Below are 16453 nucleotides of genomic sequence, written 5' to 3' on the forward strand. Positions count from 1 at the left end.
ATGAATGTGCGTGTAGAACAGCTGCCCCACGGACGTGGCTGGGATGCCAGCCAGATTGGCAAGTTTGCCGAGCCGAAAAAAAGCCGCTTGCCTATCGTCACGGCGTTTAGCTTTGCAGTGCTCATTCATGTGGCGGCGCTTGTGCTGCTGGTCACCCAGGTCAGCAAACGAGAGTTGACGATGGACGCTTCCGCGCCGGTCACCAGTGTGCGCGTAAGCCTGATCGCCATGCCGCCACCGCCGCCCGTGGTGGTGCCGCCACCGGTGGTCGAGGCGCCCGTTGCGCCAGAGCCTGCCGTGCTCACCAGTGAGTCGGCAACACGCACGATAGAGCAGGCGCCGCCCAAACCCGAGGCCAAGCCAAAGGAAGTAAAGCCCAAGCTTAAGCCCAAGCCTGTTATCAAGCCTGAACCGAAGAAAAAACAGCCTGTGGTCGAGCAAAAGCCGGTCGAGCCGAGCCCGCCCACTGAAGCCAAGCCTGACCAGAATTCGACGCAGGCCCAGGCGGCACCTGTTGCGCAAAAGCTGATGGATCTGCCCTCCGCAGTGCCCAAGGATGTGCCTTCCATAGGTTGCCGCGTGCCGGCGCCGGATTATCCGCGTAGAGCCCGGCGGCTACATGCCCAGGGACAAGTGCTGGTACGCCTGGAAATCAACCCTAAAGGACTGGTACAGCGCGCGGACGTCGTTCGCAGCAGTGGCAATGAAGACCTTGACGAGTCCGCTGTTAACGCCGTACGAGGCGCTGTTTGCAACCCTTATATAGAGGGCGGTCAAGCCATCTCGGTGCGCGCAGTGCAAACCGTTGACTTCAATTTGAGCAAATAACCGCTCGACGATGCTCGAGTGACACAGAAGAGGATTGATCATGCAAGAATTGGGGTTGGCCTACGCTTGGCAAACAGCGGATATGGTGTCGAAAACTATCGCTTTCGTCCTGCTGATCATGTCAATACTGAGCTGGGGAGTAATGATCATCAAGGCTGGGCAGTTGATCAAGCTTCGCAGCATGACGCGCCGCGCGGTGACATCGTTCTGGCGCGCCGAAAGCTTCGAGGAGGGTGTGAAGCTGCTCAATACTGGCGACGGAAACCCCTTCGTCCATCTGGCCCAGGCCGGCGTTGCCGCCAATACTCACCGGCAGCAACAGAGCTCCCAGCTGCACAGCCGGTTCGACCTGAGTGACTGGTTGGCACGCTGCCTCAAGGATGTGGTGGAAGAGCATTTGTCGCGCCTGCAAATGGGCTTGGCGGTGCTGGCGTCGATTGGTAGCACCGCACCGTTCGTGGGGCTCTTTGGTACCGTCTGGGGTATTTACCACGCGCTCAAAGTGATAGGAACGTCGGGCGATGCGTCCCTGGCCCAAGTCGCCGGGCCTGTAGGCGAATCGCTGATCATGACGGCGTTCGGCCTGTTCGTGGCGATCCCCGCAGTGCTGGGTTACAACGCGATTTCGCGTCGCAACAAAAGCGTGAGTCATGCGCTGGCGCGATTCGCTCACGACCTGCACGCTTACTTCCTCACCGGCGCCCGCGTCAGCATTACCGACAGTGCTGTACAGCCCGCCGCGGCAACTTCCGTCAAGTGCTCCGACACTGTCGCCGAGAGGGCACGGGCATGAGTATGGGTGGCTCACAGTTCGATGCCGACGACGTGATGTCCGATATCAACATGACGCCGTTGATCGACGTCATGCTGGTGTTGTTGATCATCTTCATCATCACCCTCCCCGTCATCAACCACGCGGTGAAACTCGAGCTGCCCAAAGCCGACAGCCACGCCATGGAAAAGCAGCCAGATGCGATCGATGTATCGATCACCGCCGACGGCCAGGTGCTGTGGAACAAGGAAGCGCTGGATGATGAGCAACTCAGACAACGCATCGCAGTGGCCGCAGTGCAGGATCCCGTGCCCAACGTGCGCCTGTTCGCCGACAAGGCAGTGCGCTACGAGCGGGTTGCCACCGTGTTATCCGCGGCACAGGGTGGCGGCCTGAGCAAAATCGACTTCGTGACTGAAGCCAAACCGGCAACTCCTTGAGTCCTTTGGTACCCCTATGACCAGTGCCGTAAAAACCACTGCCAGGCCCTCGCTCGCCCAGCTTTTGCTGCCCTACTGGGTTTCTGAAGACCGGTATTGGGCTTGGGGGCTTTTGGCGACCAATCTCACGATCAACTTCGGTTCGGTCTACGTGTCCCTCGCGGCAATCCGAATTGTGGCAAAAACGACGGATGCGCTGGTCGCACGAGATTGGCCTACGTTGTGGGGGGCACTGGGATTGGGGTTGGCGCTGGGGATGACAATGGCGTTTCTGGCCATCGTCAATTATGCGGCGCAGGATTACTTGCGCATTCGCTGGCGAACCTGGATGACCCACGGTTTTCTCCACCAATGGACCGTCGATCAGCGGTTTTATGGCGTAGAGCGCGACGGGCTGCTTAGCAATGCAGACCAGCGCGTGGCCGAAGACATCGACGTATTCGTGCAGCGCGCGCTGTCCTTGAGCGTGGGGACAATAACGGCTGTAGTGAATGCTTTCGCGTTCGGTGCGGTGCTGTGGTCAATGTCCGGTACCGTTGAGTTCAACCTGGCCGGAAACCACTACGCAATTCCTGGTTATCTACTCTACGCCGTGGTCCTGTATTCACTGCTGGGTATGCTGATAGCGCAATGGATGGGCAAGCCGTTGATTGCCCTCAATGCGCGCAAGCAGACCGTCGAGGCGGACTTCCGTGCGCTGGGCATGAACCTGCGGGAAAACGCTGAACAAATCGCATTTTATAGCGGTGGTCCCCAAGAGGGGCGCCGCATGATGCGGCAGTTCCGAGAGATACAGCTCAACTTTGTCGCGTTGTTGATTCGCACCTGCAAGCTATCGATTACCAATGTGACCTATTTTCACATTGGCAGCCTGGTTCCCACCGCACTGTCGATGCCGCGTTACTTGTCAGGTGCGGCCTCTCTAGGGGACATCACTCAGATTACGGCTTCTTTCGAACGCGTTCATTCCTCGCTGAACTACTTCATCTCCAGCTATGTCGAGTTCAGCATCTGGCTGGCCTCTGCCAACCGGTTGCGTGACTTCAAGGCGGCGCTGGATAAACTGCAATTCAACCGCTCGGGTATCAGGTTTATACGCTCAAGCGAGGCGGTATTGACTGCGTCGCCCCTGGCGCTGAAGGCACCCACTGGTGAACTGCTCAGCCATGTGGCCGCCATCCGTATAGAACCAGGCCAGCGCTGGTTGATCAGAGGGGCCTCCGGCTCCGGCAAAAGCACGTTGATACGCGCGCTTTCCGGGCTGTGGCCCCATGGCAACGGCGACATCACTCTGCCGGGAAGTCAGGCGACCACGCTGTTCGTCCCGCAAAAAAGCTACATCCCCGAGGGCAGCTTGCAAGCCGCACTTTGCTACCCGGATGTTGAGACCAGGTTCAGCACGGAGCAATGCAGGCAGGCGCTTCTCGATGTCGGCTTGACCGAGCGCGCGGGGTCATTGAGCGTATGTGATGACTGGCAGAAAGTACTCTCTGGCGGCGAGCAGCAGCGCTTGGCCATTGCGCGAGTGTTATTGCAACAACCGCAATTCGTCTTTTTTGACGAGGCCACCAGCGGGCTGGATATAGCCAGCGAGCGCACGCTTTATGAGGTGGTATTCGCCCGCTTGTCCAACAGCGCCATTGTCAGCATCAGTCATAACCAGCAACTCGATTTGCACTATTCACATCAACTGAACGTCACATCCGCGCGACATGCGGTGCCGGCATGAGCGCTACCGATCAAAGAACCGACAGCAGCAGGCTGCGTCCGGGTATAGGTCGCCTCGTAATAGGGTTCTGGATTTCGGAGGAGAAGTGGCTGGCCTACCTGTTGTTCGCTGTGTGCGTGAGCATTACCTTGGGTGGGGTATATGTCGCCGTGTGGGCGAACAAGGCCGGTGGCAACCTGGTCGATGCGCTAGTCGCGCGGAATTGGGCAACGCTGTTTCCCGTGCTGGTGCTCAACTTTTTGCTGGCGTTGGCCACTCCGGTATTGATGCTCATAGGCGCGGTCTTCCGGCAGCTACTTGAGTTGCGTTGGCGAACTTGGTTGACGCGTCACTATGTAGAACGCTGGACGCAGGCCAACCACTTTTTCGAGCTTGAACGCGAGGGCGTGCTCGGCAATGCCGATCAGCGCATCGCCCAGGACGTTGCCCAGTTCGTCGATATTACGCTCAACAATATTCTCAACATCATTCAAGTAGTGGTCAGCGCCGTGTCCTTCGGGGTGGTGCTCTGGGGACTTTCGGGTGAGTTGTCATTCAGTGTATTCGGGCTGGCCTTGGCCATTCCGGGATATCTGCTGTTAGCCGCTTTTGCATACACCTTTGGCCAACTGGCTGTGGTGCACTGGGCAGGCAAGTCGCTGATAGGCCTCAACAACCACAAGCAAACGGTGGAAGCCGAGTTTCGTTCCCTGGCGATGCGCTTGCGCGAAAATGCGGAGCAGATCGCTATCTATCGTGGTGGCGAAACAGAAGGTCAGCGGCTATCTGGCGCCTTCATGCGAGTACGCAGCAACTGGGTGGCAATCATCAAACGGACCTCCAGGCTGATGTTCGCCCGCGACGCCTATTCCGAAACATTCTCGCTGCTGCCTCTCCTGCTTGCGCTACCGCGCTACTTGAGCGGGGACATCAGCCTTGGCGACGTTGCGCGCATCCGAGGTGGCCTTGGCGGCCCAGCCGGTGGGGCGTTCGGCGCAATGACCAGCGTTTTGAACCTGTTCGTGCAGATATACCCAACCTTTACCCTCTGGTTGGCGCTGGTTAACCGGCTGCGGGACTTCAGCTGGGCAATCAACAAACTGGATGCGAAGCCCAATGGCTTTGAGCTGCAGCGTGGCGGCGACCGATTGATTTGTCGCGATGTGCACCTGCTCAAACCGTTGGGTCAACCCTTGCTGTCGCTCAGGTCGCTCGACATCAGCCAGGGCCAGCGCTGGTTGATCAAGGGCGCTTCCGGGCGGGGCAAAAGCACCTTGCTGCGCGCCATCGCCGGCCTGTGGCCACATGGCAGCGGGATGATACGGACGCCGAGCCATTGGCAGGTGATGTTTGTTCCCCAGCGCAGCTATACGCCTACCGGCACGCTCAAGGCAGCACTTTGTTACCCCGCCGAGGCGGCTCAGTTCAGTGACGCGCAGTGCGAGCAGGCGCTGCGTGACTGTCAGTTGCCGCACTGCGCAGCGCTGCTCCATGAAGAAGCTGCGTGGCAACACAAGTTGTCCGGAGGTGAACAGCAGCGGCTGGCGTTTGCAAGGCTGCTACTGCAACGCCCGGACCTTGTGTTCCTCGATGAGGCCACCAGTGCGCTGGACGCTGAGACCGAGCTCGCCGTTTACCGCCATATGGTCGCTCAGTTGCCTGCCACCACGGTCGTGAGTATCAGCCACAGACCCGCCCTGGACAGCCTGCACGACCACGTACTCGATCTGGACGCGCCACCGCCGTTCTCATTCAACCATCCGCAGCGTGAAGGCGCTTCTGGATATTCTTTCTGAACAGGAGTTATCCATGAATCATCAGTTCGCTTATACCGAGGAACAACTGGCAGAAGTGGCTCATGACTTGATCGCACAGGCCCAGGCGGCTGGTGCAAGCGATGTGAAGGTCTCTCTCTCAGAGATGGCCGGCCTGAGCGTCGAGGTCATCGACGGCCGTGTGAACACGCGCTCGCAACATGCCAAAAGCGGGCTTTCCCTCACGGTTTTTCGCGGTGATCGGCAAGGCACCACGCACTCCACCGATTTCAGCCCGGGCAACCGACAGCGCATGGTGAGTAAAGCGCTGGATATCGCCCGCTACACCAACGAGGACCCCCACGCGGGATTGGTGGACGGCGACGGGCTTAGCCGTTTTTACGCAGACCTCAAGCTCGACAACCCCTGGGACCTGAGTATTGAGGAGGCGCTTGAACACGCCCATCGCGTTGAGGCCGGCATACGCTCGGCAGGCAGTGAAGTGCGCAGTGACGGAGCCAGTTTGAGTACTTCGCGCTCGCAATTCCAACTGGTGACGTCACGAGGATTTTGCCGGACGACGACGCGTACCGACCACAACATCTCCGCGAGAGTCATTGCCAATCGTAATGGGCAAAGCAAGCTGGATTCGTGGATGGATTATCAAACTGCACCGCTTCGCCTCCAGGCGCCGGAAGCTACGGGTGAGCGCGCTGCGCGATCTGCGCTTGAAGCCTTGGGCGGGTGCTCAATCAGTTCGCGCAGTTGCCCGGTGCTGCTCGCGCCCAGGGCTGCCCATAGCCTCACTCAGCATTTTTTCCAGGCGGTAAACGGGAGCGAGCTGTCACGCGGTTCGAGCTTTCTGCGTGACAGCCTTGGTCAAGTGGTTTTTGCCGAGCACATTGACGTGCTCGAGGACCCCTTCCTTGTCGGTGGCACGGCCAGCGCCTGTTTCGACACCGACGGCGTGGCCGGGCAACGTCGCGCCGTGGTCGAGCATGGCAGGGTCAACGGCTATTTTCTCGGTGCCTACAGTGCGCGACGCCTCGGCATGGCCAGCACCGGCAACGCCCAGGGTGCCTACAACCTTATCCTCAAAAGCCAGCTGACGCGTGCCGAAGATGACCTGCCAACCATGCTGCGCAAGCTGCATACGGGGCTTCTGGTCACCCACCTCATGGGTGATGGCGTACGCCTGGCCTCCGGTGATTATTCGCGCGCCGCCCAAGGCTTCTGGGTTGAAAACGGCCAGATTCAGTTTCCGGTCGAGCAAATCACCATTGCCGGTCATCTGCGCGAGATGTTTGCCGGCATCGTAGCGGTGGGAAGCGACACCCTGACCCTGGGCAATATCAGCAGTGGCTCGATCCTGATCGACCAGCTGCGAATCGGCGGCCAATAACTCGTAAATTCTGAACGGAGCGAACCACATGAGCGAATTGATTCAAGACCTGTCCCTAGCGACCTTCGACGCACTGGTGACTGATTCCGAATTGCCGGTGCTGGTGGATTTCTGGGCGCCCTGGTGCGGCCCATGCAAGATGCTCGCGCCGGTGATCGACCAATTGGCCGAAGAGTATGACGGCCGGCTCAAGGTCATGAAATGCAATATGGACGAGATCAACGCCCAGGACCCGGAGGCCGGCAAGGCACGGTTCCAAGTGGCGGGTATCCCCGCCCTGGTGATTTACCGGAAAGGCCAAGAGGTTACGCGGGTTGTCGGTGTGCAGTCGCGACTGCGGCTACGCGGTTTTATCGATAAGGGAATTGCGGCCGACGCCGACTGATCATCCACCTCATTTGAACGAGCTACCCGGGATATCATGAACGCACCTCATACACACATAAATAATCTGCAGGCCGCCAGGCAGTTGCTGCTCGAACCCTATGGGCTGGACGAGCGTCTCTTGGCGCGCGTCCTGGACGATGTCATGGCGCACCAGGTCGACTTTGCGGATTTGTATTTGCAGTCGGTCAAGCGAGAGCGCTGGAATATCGAAGGAGGACTGATCAAGTCTGGTTCGTTCAGTGTTGATCAGGGCTTTGGCCTGCGGGCGCTGGACCAGGACCAAAGTGCTTTTGCCTACTCCCAGCAGATCAACGAGCGGTTCCTCATGGATGCTGCGCGTGCAGTACGCACCATTGCCCCCCCAGGGGGTAAGCAGATTCAAGTCAACCTTCAACCTACGGCACCGCAGGCGCAGTACGCCAACGTTGATCCGATCGATTCTGTGGACACGGATGCCAAGGTCGCAATCCTGAAAAGCATCGACCGTATGGCCCGGGCCATGGACCCGCGGGTAATCAATGTCTTCGCCATGATCGAGGTAGAGCAACAGACCGTAATGGTCATGCGCCACGATGGACGCCTGGCTGCCGACGTGCGTCCGCTGATCATCGTGCAAATGAGCGTGATGGTAGCCAACGGTAAGCAACGCGAAATGGCCACTACCGGCCTCGGTGGACGTTATGCGCTGGAGACGCTGGACGAAGCGAACATAGCCGAGGAGTTGCGCAAGCTGGTCGATGGCGCGTTGCTCAACCTTGATGCCATTCCCAGCCCGTCCGGCAGTATGCCGGTAGTGCTGGGGCCCGGTTGGACCGGCATTCTTCTGCATGAAGCCATGGGTCATGGGTTTGAAGGCGACTTCAACCGCTTGGGGACTTCCGCCTATAGCGGGCGCATGGGGGAAAGAGTGGCGCCCAAAGGCGTCAACGTGGTCGACGATGGCTCGCTGCTCGGCCAGAGGGGCTCGGTGAATATCGACGATGAGGGCGAAGCGGGACAATGCACGCCTCTGATCGAAGATGGGATCCTGTGCGGCTACATGCACGACAGCCTCAGCGCTCGTTTGATGAACATGTCCCCTACTGGCAACGGCCGTCGCCAGTCATATGCCCATTTACCGATGCCTCGTATGACCAACACCTTCATGCGCAATGGCGACTTGGTGCCTGAGGAAATCATCGCTTCAGTGAAGCGTGGTCTTTACTTGGCCACTCCAGGCAGCGGCCAGGTCGATATTGTCAGTGGCCAATTCACTTTCCAAAGTGCACTGGCCTACCTGATCGAAGACGGCAAGTTGGTTGCCCCTGTGCGCGGGGCCACCCTGACAGGTAACGGCCCGCAAACGCTCAGCCAAATCAGTATGGTCGGCAATGATCTAGCGCTGGACCCGGGGATGGCGGTCTGTGGAAAAAAAGGCCAGAGCATACCGGTCAGCGTCGGGCAGCCCACTCTGAAAATTGACAATCTTATCGTTGGAGGGACGGCCTGAGCCGTCTCCCACAGGAGCCCTGCATGTCTCTGGTCAACTATCGGCGGGAAGGTTCACTCGCGCTGCTGCAACTGAATAATCCGCCTTTCAACGCCTTCAGCGAAGCGCTGCTGGATGATTTCGCTCGCTGCCTGGCGCTTTACGAGCAGGACGGCGAAGCGCGACTGGCTGTCGTCCATGGGCAAGGTGCGGATTTCTCGATCGGGGCCTTAGCGCACGAGTTGGGCGTGGTGTACAACAGCGACGCAGCACGGCCTCTGGTGGACGCGGTGGAGGCTTGCGCGAAGCCGCTCATAGCCCTGATGCACGGTCGCGTACTAGGGGCGGGGTTGGAGCTTGCGCTGGCGTGCCATTGGCGCCTGGCAACCGCGACCGCCCGTATCGGGGTCCCGGAAATCCACATAGGCCTACCACCGGGGGCTGGCGCCACGCAACGCTTGCCACGGCTGATCGGGATTGAGCCAGCCGTGAAAATGCTGGTGGAAGGTACGCTCATCACGGCCGCACAGGCACGAGACCTGAAGCTGGTTGATAAGGTCCTGGAAGAGGATTGGGCGGGCCATTTCAAAGATATCGTGGACTGGGCGGCGACGCTCGGAGCGCCTCTACAAACCCGCAATCGAAGTCACCTACTCGCGCAAACACCGGAAAACTTCTTCAGCGAATTCCGGGCCACCCAGCCCGCAGAGTTTTTTTCTTACAAAGGCAAGGCTGCCGTATTGCAGGCGGTGGAAGCCATCGACCCGGATGACTTTGATAAGGGTTATGAGTTGGAGGAACGCCTTTATTTAGAGGTCGAGCAATCCGGACAAAAGATGGCCTTGATGAACAGCTTTTTGCACGATGAGGCCGCTGCTTGGCGTACGACACCACGGCCCGACGAGCATGCTCCGCCACTAAGGGCGGTGACGTTATCCGCAGCGCAGCTTCCTCTCGGCTGTAAGCTGAGCGTCGATGGCGTGCAGATTAATTGGATCAAGCCTAATGCAATGCGATCCGAGACACTGTCCGCGTTGGAAGCTACAGACGTATGGTTGGACTGTACCGAGGGACCACAGGCAGATCGGTTGGAGGCCCTCGCCAGCTATTGCGCGGCGATGAAACCGGGCGCGGTTATTGTTTATGCGATTCGCGAAGGGGAAAGCGTTGACTTGACTCAGCTCCCCGAGCAGATACAGGGGCATGCTTTGCTGCCTGCTTTTATCTACGGCACAGGACCCAAGACACTCCTACAGTTCTGGATTCGCGAGTCGAATCAACCCCAGCACGTTCAGTTGGCAGTGCGAGGTGCACGAGCCATAGGGCTGGCGTGTGTGCATTCACCTGGCCAGCGGCTATTAGGGCAAGAAATGAGGACTGGTTGGGCGGCGGACCTCGATAACCTCCTGGTCGGTGGTGTAAGCCTGGAATCCATTACGCGAGTGTGCCGAAGTTTCGGTCTATCGCTGACGGCCATGCAATGGTCGCCGCTTGGCTCCCGCCCGATCACCGAGCTCGATTGCCCGCTCGACGATGAAGGTGTGCTCCAGGCGATTCTCTGTTCCATTGCCAATCAGGGCTGTCGCCAGCTAAGTGCAGGACTGGCGATGAATCCTGAGGATATCGACATGCTGATAACCCGCGGCTATGGCTACCCACCGCACCAGTCTGGCCCCATGGCGCGCTGGTCCCAAGGCGTGGTGTCGCTGCACGACAACCTGGCGAAGTTGCAGGCGCAGTTTGGTGAAAGCTGGGAACCAGCGCCCATGCTTAAACGTTTGGCTAAGGAATTACGGCGCGCGTAGTTCCCGTAGGGCAGCTATTGCGCAGCATGCCCCCGGCCAGTCAGGGTTATCTCGTTGGCGTGCATGCCGGCCTGGAGCACGTCACCGATTTGATTGAAGACGTCCATCGTGCCCCAGGCATCGCTTTCCAGAGCCCCGCGCCGGAGTTGCCCGATGATTTGACTCCCTGACGACATCATCCATGGTGTCGTGGGTTTCAACTTGCGCGACCCCAGTGAAATTCACCTTAAATACGAAGCCGTTATCTTTAATGAACAATCTCCAATTCGTACATATCGTTTCAGCGACTCTGCGACACGTGCGCCAGGAGTTTCCGTACTCCCAAAACCGCGTGTTCGAGTCTGCCGAAGACCTGCAAAAACCAAGTAGTGTGCACCCGATTTTCTATGGCAGTTTCGACTGGCATTCCTGTGTCCATAGTCACTGGCTTCTGCTTCGTGCCTTGGAGCGAGCGCCACAAGATCCGCAGGCGCAGCAGATTGAGCAGCACTTCAACAGCCACTTCACGGGACCGAAGGTAGAGGCTGAGCTAGACTTCTTTCGTCGACCGGCCCAGGCCGGTTTTGAGCGCCCTTATGGATGGGTCTGGTTGCTCAAGCTCGCCGCCCAGCTCAAAGAATCGACCTTGCCACAAGCGCCGCAGTGGCTTGCGAACTTGGAGCCTCTGGCCGAGTTGATAGCCTCACGACTAAAGAGCTATTTGCCAAAACTTGTTTACCCGATTCGCTCCGGACAACACAACAACACCGCCTTCGCGCTCTTGCTTGCGCTCGACTATGCGCAGGCCTTCAACCACATTGAGTTTGACCGGTTACTACAGGGACTGGCCCTCTCATACTTCCAGGATGCTGTCGCTTGCCCAGACCTTGAGCCGGGCGGTGAGGATTTTCTATCTCCCACCTGGCAGCAGGCCCTGCTGATGCAACGGGTTCTGGCACCGGAAGCGTTCCGTCAGTGGTTCTCGAAATATCTACCCGCTCCGAGCTTTTCTGCGACCGGCAGTCTTTTCATCCCTGTCCAGGTCAGTGACCGCACTGATGGTCGCCTGGCCCATCTGGACGGGCTGAATCTCAGTCGCGCCTGGTGTATGACCCGTATCTCCCAAGGCTTTGCTGCCGGCAGCGATGAGCGTCGCCGACTGACCGAGTCGGCGGCGATGCATCTGCAGGCAAGCAGCGACCACCTGCATGACCATTACATGGGCGAGCACTGGCTCGCCACCTTTCTATTTTTGGCGCTTGATGCCTGATCTCTATCTCCAAGAGGGGCGTTGGATGCACCCTGCCCCCCCCAACGCTAAGGTCTGACGCCTCAGCACATAAATTCCAGGCAAAAAAAAGCCACTCATATGAGTGGCTTTTTTAAATTTTGGAGCGGGAAACGAGACTCGAACTCGCGACCCCGACCTTGGCAAGGTCGTGCTCTACCAACTGAGCTATTCCCGCGTCTTGGTGATGCGCATTCTATAGAATCCTCACCACCCGTCAACCCCTTGATTCAAAAAAGTTTTATTTCTTTTCAACGGTGGTACGCAGATGCGGCCAGGCAGCGCGTAAATACTGGAGCATGGACCACAACGTCAGGCCAGCGGCGATCAGGAGCAAGGCATAGCCCAGCAGCACCCAGAAGGTGAAATCCGACGGGTTGGCCAGCAGGATCACCAGTGCAAGCATCTGCGCGGCGGTTTTCCATTTGCCCATGTTCGAAACAGCCACATGGGCACGGGCACCAATTTCGGCCATCCATTCGCGCAGGGCCGAGACAACGATCTCGCGCCCGATGATTACGGCAGCCGGCAAGGTCAACCACAGGTTACCGTGCTCCTGTACCAGAAGGACCAAGGCCACGGCGACCATCAATTTGTCGGCCACCGGGTCGAGGAATGCGCCGAACGGCGTGCTCTGTTCCAGGCGGCGAGCCAGGTAGCCATCAAGCCAGTCGGTTGCGGCAGCAAAAGCAAATACCGAACTGGAGGCCATATAGCTCCACTCGTACGGCAAATAGAACAACAGAATGAAAATCGGAATAAGGAGAACGCGTAGAACGGTGATCAGATTAGGGATATTCATCGGCACAACTGGCTACGAGGTGAGAAGGCATTCTATTCGCTGTGCAGATTGGCATAAATCAACTCAGCGAGCTTTTTACTGATACCGGGAGCTTTGGCAATTTCGTCAATGCTGGCACGGGATAGCTCCTGCAAGCCACCAAAATGTTTAAGCAGATCGCGTCGGCGTGTCGGGCCAACCCCGGCAACCCCTTCCAGCGTTGAAGTTCGCCGGGTTTTACCGCGACGGGCACGATGGCCGGTAATGGCGAAACGATGCGCCTCGTCGCGGATCTGTTGGATCAGGTGCAGCGCGGGGGAGTCGCCCTTCAAGGTGAACTCATGGGCGGCATCATTCAAGTACAACGTCTCGAAACCAGCCTTGCGCGTGGTCCCCTTGGCCACGCCGAGCAGGATCAGGTCAGGCACCGCCAGTTCGTTAAGCACGTCACGGGCCATGGACAACTGGCCCTTGCCGCCATCGACCAGCAGGATATCGGGCAGTTTGCCCTCCCCGTCCTTCAACTTGCTGAAGCGGCGCGTGAGGGCCTGGTGCATCGCGGCGTAGTCGTCGCCAGCGGTGACGCCTTCGATGTTATAGCGCCGATAATCGGACTTGATCGGCCCCTCCGGCCCGAATACCACGCACGAGGCCACCGTCGCCTCGCCGCTGGAGTGGCTGATGTCATAGCACTCCAGGCGCTGGGGTGGCTCGTCCAGGTTGAGGACTTCGGCCAGGGCCTCGAAGCGTGCGGCCACGTGCTGTCGATTGGCCAGACGTGCCCCCAGGGCCTGCTCGGCATTGGTCACGGCCAGTTGCTGCCAGCGGGCACGGGTGCCGCGCACGCGGTGGCTGATGTCCAGCTCGCGACCACGCAGTTCGTGGATCGCCTCGATCAATGTGGGGAAATCTTCATGCACCACGTTGACGATCAATTCGGACGGCAAGTCGCGCTCGGGGCTGCTGACGTAGTACTGGCCAAGGAAGGCGGCCATGACTTCGGCCACCTCCTCGTCGATACCGGTCTGCGGGAAGAAGTTCTTGCTGCCCAGCACCCGCCCGCCACGCACGCTGATCAGGTGCACACAGGCGCCGCCCGGGTTGACGAAAGCCGCGACCACGTCGACGTCGCCGGTGCCGCCCTCCATGCTTTGCTGGTCCTGCACACGGCGCAACAGGGAGATCTGGTCACGCAGCTCGGCAGCGCGCTCGAAATCCAGGGTGCTGGCTGCCTGCTCCATGGCACCGGACAGTTCATCGGTCAGGGCATTGCTGCGACCTTCGAGGAACATCACCGAGTGACGTACATCTTCGGCGTACTCCGCCGGCTCCACCAGACCCACACAGGGCGCCTTGCAGCGTTTGATCTGGTATTGCAGGCACGGCCGCGTACGGTTCTTGTAGAAGCTGTCTTCGCACTGGCGCACGAAAAAGGTCTTCTGCAGCAGGCTCAGGCTTTCGCGGATGGCGCCGGCGCTGGGGTAAGGGCCGAAGTACTTGCCCTTCTGCTTCTTCGCGCCACGATGAATGCTCAAGCGTGGGAAGTTACCGTCGGATAAAAACACGTAGGGGTAGGATTTATCGTCGCGCAGCAGGATGTTGTAAGGCGGCCGCCACTCCTTGATCAGCGTCTGTTCCAGCAGCAGCGCTTCGGTTTCATTGGCCGTGATGGTCGTCTCGACCTGGGCGATGCGCGCCACCAGGGCGGCCGTCTTGGGCGCCAGGCCGCTCTTGCGAAAGTAGCTCGCCAGGCGGTTTTTCAGGTTCTTGGCTTTGCCGACATAGAGCAGGCGTGCCTCGCTGTCGAACATGCGGTACACGCCGGGGCGACCACTGCAGGTTGAGAGGAAGGCACTTGGATCAAACGGTGTGGTCATGTCAGGCGCTGGCGTCCACCATGCCGTGGCGGACCGCGAGCAGGGTCAATTCAACATCACTGCTGATGGCGAGCTTCTCGAAAATCCGATAGCGGTAGGTATTGACGGTCTTGGGCGACAAGCACAGCTTGTCGGAGATTGTCTGTACTTTCTGGCAACCGACAATCATCAAGGCGATCTGGATTTCCCGCTCGGACAGCGCATCGAATGGCGAGTCGCTGGTGGGCTGGAAAGATTTGATGGCCAACTGCTGGGCAATCTGTGGGCTGATATAACGCTGGCCTGCAAACACCAGGCGAATGGCTTGCACCATCTCTGCCAGGCCCGCACCCTTGGTCAGGTAACCCGCCGCCCCTGCCTGCAAGAGGCGGGTCGGAAACGGGTCTTCCTCACATACGGTCACCACTACGACCTTGATGTCCGGGTGACTGCGCAACAACTTGGTGGTGGCGCCAAGACCGCCAATCCCAGGCATCTTCACGTCCATCAACACCACATCCGGCTTCAATTCCCGAGCCTTGATCAGGGACTCCTCCCCCGATTCAGCCTGGCCGACTACTTGCAGGCCATCGATGTCAGCCAGCATTCGTGTAATGCCTGTACGAACGAGATCATGGTCATCGACTACTAGCACCCTAATCAAGCAGACACCTCGCGATATGGTCTTATAGGTTGCCGAGCACCTTAGCAAAAACCAAGGCACAGACCTAGTTGCAAGTGTCATATATATAGAGTTTAAACGCGCTGCGCCTGTTCCTCGGGTGAGGAACAGCGTTGTTTCCTGGGCAAAAGGTCAGGAACCCTAGGGCAGCGGCTTGAGTTTATCGTTCACTATCGATGAAAGCTCGGCCAAGGTTGAGGTCAAGCGCCGGATCGCATCCTGGTCCTCCTTGAACATTGCCCGGTAGTTGCCCAGGACTTTTTCTTCGAGATGACTCAGGTTATCCAGTTGCGTCGGAGTAGGAGTGCCCGTCAACACGTACAGGATGTCCACACCTCTCGCTGCCACGCGCGACAAGTAATCCGCTTTCGGTGCGCGCCCTCCGTTTTCATACTTGCCTTGGGCGTTGGCCTCTACGCCTCCTATCTCACCAAAAACTTTTTGCGACAGGCCAAGCCGCTCTCTTTCTTGCCTTAAACGCGAACCGATTCCACTCATTTGGATGTATGATCCTAAATTGGCACACCCCAAGAGGTGATACGTTCATCCCTTGGTTAAACAAATTTGAACGGTTTTGAACTATGCCCGGAATCCGCACCGCTGCACAAGCCAAGGCTTGGCTTGAACACCAAGGTAAATCAGTTCAAGCATTCGCCCGGGAACACGGCGTGGACCCGGCAACCACGTATCAAGTGCTCGCTGGGCGCAAAAAGGGACGGCGTGGAGAGGCCCACAAGGTGGCAGTGCTGCTGGGCATGAAAGAAGGGATTATCCTGGATGAACCTGAAGTCCAGCACAGCGATAGAGAAGTAGTTTCCTGAAGCCAGTATGCGCTAATTCAAGTGCAGTGCCTGTTTTAGTCGAGAGTCTGACAAAGACGCTCCATTTGCCAGAAGCACTCTTCATCCCGGACGACATTCAATCCGTGCCGGAGATAAAGCAACCTGGCAGGATTGGTCTTGAACACCGTCAGACGCAGCAGCCTCAAACCCAACGCGCGAGTCTTGAGGACCATCTGCTCCAACACCCAACTGCCCGCGCCTTGCCCGCGAAACGCCTCGACCAGGTGTAACTCGCGGATGAACAGCGCCTCATCGTCCCGGCTCAGGCTGATAAAACCTATCACGGCATTGTCGCGACAGATCAACCAGCTTTCTCGTCCCGCCCAGGCTGTATCGAAGCCTTCATTGGACCAGATGAAACCGAATTGCTCGTAGTAACGATTCATCGCTTCACGGGTGAGCGTACGTGCAAACAGCCGGTCCTGATCCGTCGCCTCGCGCAAGTGGAATGTCATACCGTC

17 protein-coding genes and 1 tRNA gene are annotated in these 16453 nt (G+C 58.5%); 12 read left to right on the forward strand and 6 right to left on the reverse strand.

What is annotated here, in order from left to right; genetic code table 11:
• Genes A7317_RS15280 through A7317_RS15325 form a run of 11 tightly spaced genes read left to right on the forward strand, consistent with a single transcriptional unit; the run spans window position 1 to window position 11813 of the window.
• Entirely contained in the window at window positions 1-828 is an 828-nt protein-coding gene (locus A7317_RS15280; protein ID WP_237141794.1) for an energy transducer TonB, read from the forward strand.
• A 40-nt stretch (window positions 829-868) separates the two neighbouring features.
• Window positions 869-1621 (forward strand): MotA/TolQ/ExbB proton channel family protein, encoded by a 753-nt coding sequence (locus A7317_RS15285; protein ID WP_069076217.1) that lies wholly within the window; start codon window positions 869-871, stop codon window positions 1619-1621.
• The gene (locus A7317_RS15290) at window positions 1618-2040 is read left to right on the forward strand and encodes an ExbD/TolR family protein (protein WP_069076218.1); all 423 of its coding nucleotides are present in this window, start codon (window positions 1618-1620) and stop codon (window positions 2038-2040) included. Before A7317_RS15285 ends, A7317_RS15290 begins: the two co-directional genes overlap by 4 nt.
• 16 nt (window positions 2041-2056) lie before the next feature.
• Window positions 2057-3769 carry an ABC transporter ATP-binding protein/permease gene (locus A7317_RS15295; RefSeq protein ID WP_069076219.1) on the forward strand — a complete coding sequence of 571 codons (1713 nt, stop codon included), beginning with the start codon at window positions 2057-2059 and terminating at the stop codon, window positions 3767-3769.
• Window positions 3766-5544 carry an ABC transporter ATP-binding protein/permease gene (locus tag A7317_RS15300; RefSeq protein WP_237141766.1) on the forward strand — a complete coding sequence of 593 codons (1779 nt, stop codon included), beginning with the start codon at window positions 3766-3768 and terminating at the stop codon, window positions 5542-5544. Before A7317_RS15295 ends, A7317_RS15300 begins: the two co-directional genes overlap by 4 nt.
• Window positions 5545-5557: 13 nt before the next feature.
• Entirely contained in the window at window positions 5558-6904 is a 1347-nt protein-coding gene (locus A7317_RS15305) for a TldD/PmbA family protein (protein WP_069076220.1), read from the forward strand.
• A 28-nt stretch (window positions 6905-6932) separates the two neighbouring features.
• Window positions 6933-7289, forward strand: a complete 357-nt coding sequence (gene trxA / locus A7317_RS15310) for a thioredoxin (RefSeq protein ID WP_069076221.1) — start codon at window positions 6933-6935, stop codon at window positions 7287-7289.
• Between the two features lie 36 nt (window positions 7290-7325).
• On the forward strand, window positions 7326-8780 hold the full coding sequence (gene tldD, locus A7317_RS15315; RefSeq protein ID WP_069076222.1) for a metalloprotease TldD: 1455 nt from the start codon (window positions 7326-7328) through the stop codon (window positions 8778-8780).
• A 23-nt stretch (window positions 8781-8803) separates the two neighbouring features.
• Window positions 8804-10564 carry an enoyl-CoA hydratase-related protein gene (locus A7317_RS15320; RefSeq protein ID WP_069076223.1) on the forward strand — a complete coding sequence of 587 codons (1761 nt, stop codon included), beginning with the start codon at window positions 8804-8806 and terminating at the stop codon, window positions 10562-10564.
• A 26-nt stretch (window positions 10565-10590) separates the two neighbouring features.
• Complete coding sequence (locus A7317_RS30680; protein WP_155766404.1) at window positions 10591-10734, forward strand: hypothetical protein; 144 nt, start codon at window positions 10591-10593, stop codon at window positions 10732-10734.
• A 44-nt stretch (window positions 10735-10778) separates the two neighbouring features.
• Window positions 10779-11813, forward strand: a complete 1035-nt coding sequence (locus tag A7317_RS15325) for a DUF2891 domain-containing protein (RefSeq protein ID WP_237141767.1) — start codon at window positions 10779-10781, stop codon at window positions 11811-11813.
• Window positions 11814-11933: 120 nt separating this feature from the next.
• On the opposite strand, the gene A7317_RS15330 is transcribed toward A7317_RS15325, so the two are convergent.
• From A7317_RS15330 to A7317_RS15350, 5 genes are all read right to left on the reverse strand, one after another.
• Window positions 11934-12009, reverse strand: a tRNA-Gly gene (locus A7317_RS15330).
• 63 nt (window positions 12010-12072) lie between these two features.
• A complete protein-coding gene (gene pgsA, locus A7317_RS15335; protein WP_012723427.1) occupies window positions 12073-12633 on the reverse strand; it encodes a CDP-diacylglycerol--glycerol-3-phosphate 3-phosphatidyltransferase in 561 nt (186 codons plus the stop codon).
• Window positions 12634-12665: 32 nt separating this feature from the next.
• Window positions 12666-14489 (reverse strand): excinuclease ABC subunit UvrC, encoded by a 1824-nt coding sequence (uvrC, locus tag A7317_RS15340; protein WP_024074542.1) that lies wholly within the window; start codon window positions 14487-14489, stop codon window positions 12666-12668.
• A 1-nt stretch (window position 14490) separates the two neighbouring features.
• Window positions 14491-15132, reverse strand: coding sequence for a response regulator transcription factor GacA (gene uvrY, locus A7317_RS15345; protein ID WP_003190387.1), 642 nt, complete (start codon window positions 15130-15132; stop codon window positions 14491-14493).
• Between the two features lie 159 nt (window positions 15133-15291).
• On the reverse strand, window positions 15292-15648 hold the full coding sequence (locus A7317_RS15350) for a helix-turn-helix domain-containing protein (protein ID WP_024074541.1): 357 nt from the start codon (window positions 15646-15648) through the stop codon (window positions 15292-15294).
• A gap of 83 nt (window positions 15649-15731) precedes the next feature.
• On the opposite strand from A7317_RS15350, the gene A7317_RS15355 reads away from it, so the two are divergent.
• Window positions 15732-15971 (forward strand): DNA-binding protein, encoded by a 240-nt coding sequence (locus A7317_RS15355; RefSeq protein WP_024074540.1) that lies wholly within the window; start codon window positions 15732-15734, stop codon window positions 15969-15971.
• Between the two features lie 35 nt (window positions 15972-16006).
• Here the strand turns inward: A7317_RS15355 and A7317_RS15360 are convergent, their stop codons facing one another.
• The gene (locus A7317_RS15360; protein ID WP_069076225.1) at window positions 16007-16447 is read right to left on the reverse strand and encodes a GNAT family N-acetyltransferase; all 441 of its coding nucleotides are present in this window, start codon (window positions 16445-16447) and stop codon (window positions 16007-16009) included.
• Between the last annotated feature and the right edge of the window lie 6 nt (window positions 16448-16453).

Source organism: Pseudomonas fluorescens (assembly GCF_001708445.1).
Taxonomy (GTDB): Bacteria; Pseudomonadota; Gammaproteobacteria; order Pseudomonadales; family Pseudomonadaceae; genus Aquipseudomonas; species Aquipseudomonas gorinensis.

What these genes read in the sequence shown, in the direction of transcription:
- A7317_RS15280 (WP_237141794.1), top strand. Translation starts at nt 1, where the DNA reads ATGAATGTGCGTGTAGAACAGCTGCCCCACGGACGTGGCTGGGATGCC.
- A7317_RS15285 (WP_069076217.1), top strand. Translation starts at nt 869, where the DNA reads ATGCAAGAATTGGGGTTGGCCTACGCTTGGCAAACAGCGGATATGGTG.
- A7317_RS15290 (WP_069076218.1), top strand. Translation starts at nt 1,618, where the DNA reads ATGAGTATGGGTGGCTCACAGTTCGATGCCGACGACGTGATGTCCGAT.
- A7317_RS15295 (WP_069076219.1), top strand. Translation starts at nt 2,057, where the DNA reads ATGACCAGTGCCGTAAAAACCACTGCCAGGCCCTCGCTCGCCCAGCTT.
- A7317_RS15300 (WP_237141766.1), top strand. Translation starts at nt 3,766, where the DNA reads ATGAGCGCTACCGATCAAAGAACCGACAGCAGCAGGCTGCGTCCGGGT.
- A7317_RS15305 (WP_069076220.1), top strand. Translation starts at nt 5,558, where the DNA reads ATGAATCATCAGTTCGCTTATACCGAGGAACAACTGGCAGAAGTGGCT.
- trxA (WP_069076221.1), top strand. Translation starts at nt 6,933, where the DNA reads ATGAGCGAATTGATTCAAGACCTGTCCCTAGCGACCTTCGACGCACTG.
- tldD (WP_069076222.1), top strand. Translation starts at nt 7,326, where the DNA reads ATGAACGCACCTCATACACACATAAATAATCTGCAGGCCGCCAGGCAG.
- A7317_RS15320 (WP_069076223.1), top strand. Translation starts at nt 8,804, where the DNA reads ATGTCTCTGGTCAACTATCGGCGGGAAGGTTCACTCGCGCTGCTGCAA.
- A7317_RS30680 (WP_155766404.1), top strand. Translation starts at nt 10,591, where the DNA reads ATGCCCCCGGCCAGTCAGGGTTATCTCGTTGGCGTGCATGCCGGCCTG.
- pgsA (WP_012723427.1), bottom strand. Translation starts at nt 12,633, where the DNA reads ATGAATATCCCTAATCTGATCACCGTTCTACGCGTTCTCCTTATTCCG.
- uvrC (WP_024074542.1), bottom strand. Translation starts at nt 14,489, where the DNA reads ATGACCACACCGTTTGATCCAAGTGCCTTCCTCTCAACCTGCAGTGGT.
- A7317_RS15350 (WP_024074541.1), bottom strand. Translation starts at nt 15,648, where the DNA reads ATGAGTGGAATCGGTTCGCGTTTAAGGCAAGAAAGAGAGCGGCTTGGC.
- A7317_RS15355 (WP_024074540.1), top strand. Translation starts at nt 15,732, where the DNA reads ATGCCCGGAATCCGCACCGCTGCACAAGCCAAGGCTTGGCTTGAACAC.
- A7317_RS15360 (WP_069076225.1), bottom strand. Translation starts at nt 16,447, where the DNA reads ATGACATTCCACTTGCGCGAGGCGACGGATCAGGACCGGCTGTTTGCA.